4 protein-coding genes are annotated in these 5,239 nt (G+C 32.2%); 2 read left to right on the plus strand and 2 right to left on the minus strand.

Annotated elements, in window-relative coordinates; translation table 11 throughout:
- Positions 1-138: 138 nt before the first annotated feature.
- Together ES724_RS16295 and ES724_RS16300 are read right to left on the minus strand one after the other, a co-directional pair.
- Positions 139-666 (minus strand): DsrE family protein, encoded by a 528-nt coding sequence (locus ES724_RS16295; RefSeq protein WP_146935010.1) that lies wholly within the window; start codon positions 664-666, stop codon positions 139-141.
- Positions 667-717: 51 nt separating this feature from the next.
- Positions 718-2,241 carry a bifunctional metallophosphatase/5'-nucleotidase gene (locus ES724_RS16300; RefSeq protein WP_246136902.1) on the minus strand — a complete coding sequence of 508 codons (1,524 nt, stop codon included), beginning with the start codon at positions 2,239-2,241 and terminating at the stop codon, positions 718-720.
- A 253-nt stretch (positions 2,242-2,494) separates the two neighbouring features.
- Here ES724_RS16300 and ES724_RS16305 point away from each other — a divergent pair, with 253 nt between their 5' ends.
- Positions 2,495-3,526 carry a c-type cytochrome gene (locus ES724_RS16305; RefSeq protein WP_146935015.1) on the plus strand — a complete coding sequence of 344 codons (1,032 nt, stop codon included), beginning with the start codon at positions 2,495-2,497 and terminating at the stop codon, positions 3,524-3,526.
- Positions 3,526-4,872: an OprD family outer membrane porin gene (locus ES724_RS16310; protein WP_146935018.1), complete on the plus strand. Its 1,347-nt coding sequence runs from the start codon at positions 3,526-3,528 to the stop codon at positions 4,870-4,872. Before ES724_RS16305 ends, ES724_RS16310 begins: the two co-directional genes overlap by 1 nt.
- Positions 4,873-5,239: the final 367 nt, after the last annotated feature.

Here is a 5,239-nt window from a genome sequence, read left to right on the forward strand (position 1 = left end):
CAAAATAGGTTACAAGCACTTCAGGAAGTAATAAATTAGCTATCGCTAATAACTTGTCTGAGGACATAGAAATTTTAAAGCAAAGTTCTCCTATTTTTAGTTACTCCACAACTTTTTGTGTTGAGCCATCAAAACTAATTAAGGAATCAGAGCATAGCCTTTTAGCTGATAGTTTGGTAAAACGGTTAAAGCGGAAAGAGCTAATTGAATATATCCATTCATATCTTCTTTCTCTATCTCCCTAGAAGCAGTAGCTTGTCCGCATACAAAAATCTTAACCCCATGTTCATTTATCAATTTTAATAGTTCTATGTTTGGGTTTGGCTTTTTAAATTGCTCTTGGTACTTTTCATTGGAAAGTACCAAATAGGTAGCCTCCCCATGAATAACCGCAACTATATCTATTTTTTCAGGAGAAATATTTCCTGCTTTTAATAAATTAAGAGAACGTGCTATTTTCCATAAACCCACATTCACTCCATCCTTTTCCTTTTCATCCTTGATATCAAAAACCATTTTATAAGTAAGGGAAGTATCAGGTTGTTCTGCCGCATCTTCATAATATTTGATCTTTCCGTAGCCATCTATTGCAGGAGTTTGCCATTCTTGTGCCTTCATTTGGAAAATAAGTATTAAGATTAAAACTAAACTTATTGAGCTTTTCATGTATTTTATTTGATATTAAACTTCACTGAATTTAATCATAACCAAGATAGATTATTTAATAAGAGTTACCTCTCCCATTTTTTTTGGAAAGAAAAGCTCATTTAATTCTTTAAGATTTTGCAATACAAATTCTGTAAGTATAATGTCAGTTTTTTGGATATTTGTGCCTTTTCCAAATTCCTCATAATTATGGATTCCACTTAGCATCCCTGAGTGGGTAGCAATTTTATAAGTTTTTGCAAGATCTAATTTTTCATTTTTAATCTTTATTTCATCTACCCTTTGTCCAATAGCTTTTTTAAGATTTAAGGTGTAAAATATCCCGGAAGATTGTATTAGTCCTCCTACAATTTTCAATTTATCTGTAGGTTTTAAATTGGTAGCTGTTTGCTCTAAAGTTTGTTTTAATTGTTCACCAGTCATTTCTAAAGTCACAATTTTTGCGGGATGTGGCAATAATTTGTAAATATCTTCAGAAGTGATATTCCCATTTAGTGAAATCCCATATCCAACTCCTGGTAAAAATGCGGCATCTACATTCAGTTTTTCAACCATCATGCTAGTTACCACCTTATCAAAAGGACTTTCGGATTTATATTGTCTTCCAATTACAGTATTTGTTTTTGTAATTTTCTCCTCTAATTTAGTTAAATAGGGTTTTCGAAGCTGATTTACCATTTTTTGCATTTGCACATCAGGAGACATTTCATCGTGCCATAGGTAATGATAATTTGCATTAATGTTTATTATTTTATTATTACTTATTTGTATTTCTGTTTCTCCTAATATTGCAGCATCAGAGAGTGCCTGAACTACATAAGTGTTGTTAATTTTTATGGGTGGGGAAATAACATCATGACTATGTGCACCCACAATAAGATCTATCCCTTCTATTTCTTCTGCAATTATTTCATCTACCGCCATTCCTTCATGAGATAGCAAAACAATGATATCTGCTTTTTTAGAAATAATAGGAAGATATTCTTTAACAGCTTCAACACCTATTCCAAATTCCAGGCCTTTAATGTTTTTAGAATTTCCTGTAAGAGGGGTGTTTCTATAACTTAATGCAAGAATAGCAATGTTAATCCCTTGCTTATTTATAATCACATAAGGTTCCCCGAAAATTGGATTTCCTGTTTCTTTATCAATAATATTTGCTGCGCGCATTGGAAAATTAGCAAGTAGCTGCAGTTCATTTGTTCTTTCAAGCCCGTAGTCAAAATCATGATTTCCCAGCGCCATAAGATCATACTTTACTTCATTCATCATTTTAATCATAGCTTCCCCTCTTGTTAGATTTCCCAATTGGTCATCACTAAAAGTATCTCCACCATCCAATAATATTACGCTCTCATCACCTTTATTTTTTCTGACAGATTTTATAGCACTTGCCATATATTCAAATCCACCAATTACTGCTTTACGATCAAATTTCATGTAATTATCTATAGAATCTCCAGTTTGAGCTGTGGCATTACCTAAATTGGATTCGAATGGCATATAAGAACCATGCATATCATTAGTATGAAGGATAGAAATTGAAGCAACTTTTTGTGGGTCTGGCTTATTCATAGTTGCTGACTTTTTTGTTGAATTACAGCTTAGAATTAAGACTAAAGTTATTGATAAAACTAATATGAAGAAATTTTTAATGATCATTTTCAATTTATTTTTTCTGTAGTAAAATTAACTTTCTCAAAATAAGTTATATGTAACTTTTGTTACCAATCAAAGAGAATTGAATTTTTAGATTTGTAGGCATTATATTATTTTTTTAAATATTAAAAGAAAATTTGAAACAAATACTTAAAAAATAATTTTTTAAATGAAAAATTATAGATCATTAGTGAAATCCATTGCCTATGTATTTAGCTCTCTTTTAGCATTAACAATTATCATTTTCTCTGGACTTTATTTATTCAATTCAAATCCTCGTCTTTTTATTAAAGAAAAAATAAGTGCTCAAGATTGGCAACCTAAAGATATCGATGCTGAAGTAAATTCTGGATATATGAAGCCTCAGATTAAATATGGATATTTATTAATTGCTGAAACACCTAAATATATGGGACCTAATGTAAAGGATCCATCAATGCAATTTGCAGGTAATAATTTAGCATGTATGAATTGTCATTTAAAAGCAGGAACCCAAGCAGGTTCTGCATCTTGGGTAGGTGTCACAGAAAGATTTCCTCAGTTTAGCGGCCGCTCAAATAACACAAGTACAATAGAAGGAAGAATAAATGGGTGCATGGAAAGAAGCATGGATGGAAAAAAGCTCCCTATAGATTCCAAAGAAATGAATGCTATAGTAGCTTACATGGAATGGTTAGGAGAGGGACTACCCACAGAACGGGAAAAAGAATTTAAAGGTTATGCTAAAATAAACCTTCCAGAGATGGCTGTAGATCTTGAAAAAGGGATGTCCTTATTTTCCAAGGAATGTGCAGTATGTCATGGAGAAAATGGACAGGGCGTAAAATTCACTGATACTACTAAAGGATATCAATATCCTCCACTTTGGGGAGAAGACAGTTATAATACCGGAGCAGGGATGCACCGGGTGATCACTTCTGCTGAATTTATAAAAGGAAATATGCCATTTGGAGAAGCCACTTGGGATAACCCCAAATTAACCGATGAAGAAGCATACCATTTAGCAGGTTATATAAATAGTTTTGATAGGCCTGTAAAAAATAATACCCAAAATGATTATCCAGATAAAAAATTAAAACCAGTTTCCACTCCTTATGGCCCTTGGGAAGATTCTTTTTCTGCTAACCAGCACAAGTATGGACCTTTTCCTCCTATTATTAAGTATTATGAGGATAAATATCAAATTACAAAAACTAAATAATGAATTTTAAAAGTTTACGCTATTTACTTTTACTTTTTCCTTTCCTCAGTCTCGCTCAAGAATCAGAAAAACCAAATGTAAAGGGAAAAATATCCGGACAATGGAGAACCTATTATATGAATACTTTTAATAAAGGTGATCTTAAGGACTTTACCGCATTGGCTACAGGAGGCAATATTAAATATGAACTCACTCTCAAAGAAAAAATAACTTTTGGAGGCGCTGTATATAATTCCAATAATTTAAATATACAAGATCTTAGCATTGCTGATAATGCCACTGGGAAATTAAGTCGGTATGAGGAAGGCTTATTTGATCGAATTCATTTAGATAATAAATATATTTTCATTTTGGGGGAACTATATGCTAATTACAAGACTGCGCATCATGAATTTACTTTAGGTCGAATGAAAATTAAATCTCCTTTAGTAAATCCTCAGGACGGAAGAATGATCCCTACCTTAGCTCAAGGGTTTTGGTATGCCTATAAAAGTCCTAATAAAAACAAAATACAAGCAGGGGTTTTTAATCAAATTGCACCAAGATCCACAGGAGAATTTTATTCTATTGGTGAGAGTATAGGTACTTATGCAGAAGGAAGAAATAAGAATGGAACAACGAGTCTGTATGGAGGAAATACTAATTCAGATTATTTAGCTATCATCAATGCCGATTTTCAGATTTCTCCTAACACCTCGGTTGAATTCTGGGATTATTATACAGATAATGTATCTAATACATTATATATAAAACCTAAATATCAAGTTTCACAGAGTTTCAATATTGAAGCGGAATGGTTGCATCAAAATAGAATAAATAATGGCGGAAATGCAATTGATTCCCTAAGTTATTTTCAGAATAATTCTTCAGATAATATAGGTGTCAAAGCTGCCTACGATTGGAGTAACTCTTCAATTTCAATATCATATAACAGAATCACCAAAAAAGGTCAGTTTGTTTTTCCAAGGGAATGGGGAAGAGAATTTATTTTCAGTTTTCAAAAAAGGGAGCGAAGTGAGGGAAGTGGCGATAATCACGCGTTAGTACTTTATTATACCAATACGATCCCATTGGGAAAAGACAAATCTAATTTAAAATCGATTATTAGTGCAGGCCATCAATGGAAAGCATCTGTTTTAGACCCTACTCTCAATAAATACGCTATTCCAGATTATACGCACATAAACGTAGATCTGTTTTTTAATATCAAAAAATGGAAGAATTTAAAACCTGAACTTTTATTTGTAGGTAAATTTGCTAATGGGGATTTCCCTGATAATCCTAACTTCTATTTGAATAAAACAGATCTCTTCCATGTAGATGTAATATTGAATTACAATTTTTAAAAAATCACATATTCGGTTTAAAGTTATTCTAACATAAAAGGGAGCTTTGCCATTTTTGGCTTTACTTGATTTTGGGAGAAAGACTATCCCAAAGGTCACCAGATCTCTTATAATATTCGTTTTCAGACTAAACAAAATGCGTAAAAACGAAAGTCAAATTAACAATACGGACTTATAGTCCAAAATAATAGAGGTCACCGAATCGGACTCATAATATATGATTTAGTATCAAATACTATGGGATCAATCTCAAAAGTTGTGTGTGAATTGAAAATGTAGTTCGATATTTGCCAAAAAAAGAGGTTTGGATAACTACCTAGATTTAATTAAGCTTGTATTGCCACAATTCTTAGTGGATCATTTTGAT

The sequence above is a fragment of the Gillisia hiemivivida genome, from assembly GCF_007997295.1.
GTDB lineage: Bacteria > Bacteroidota > Bacteroidia > Flavobacteriales > Flavobacteriaceae > Gillisia > Gillisia hiemivivida.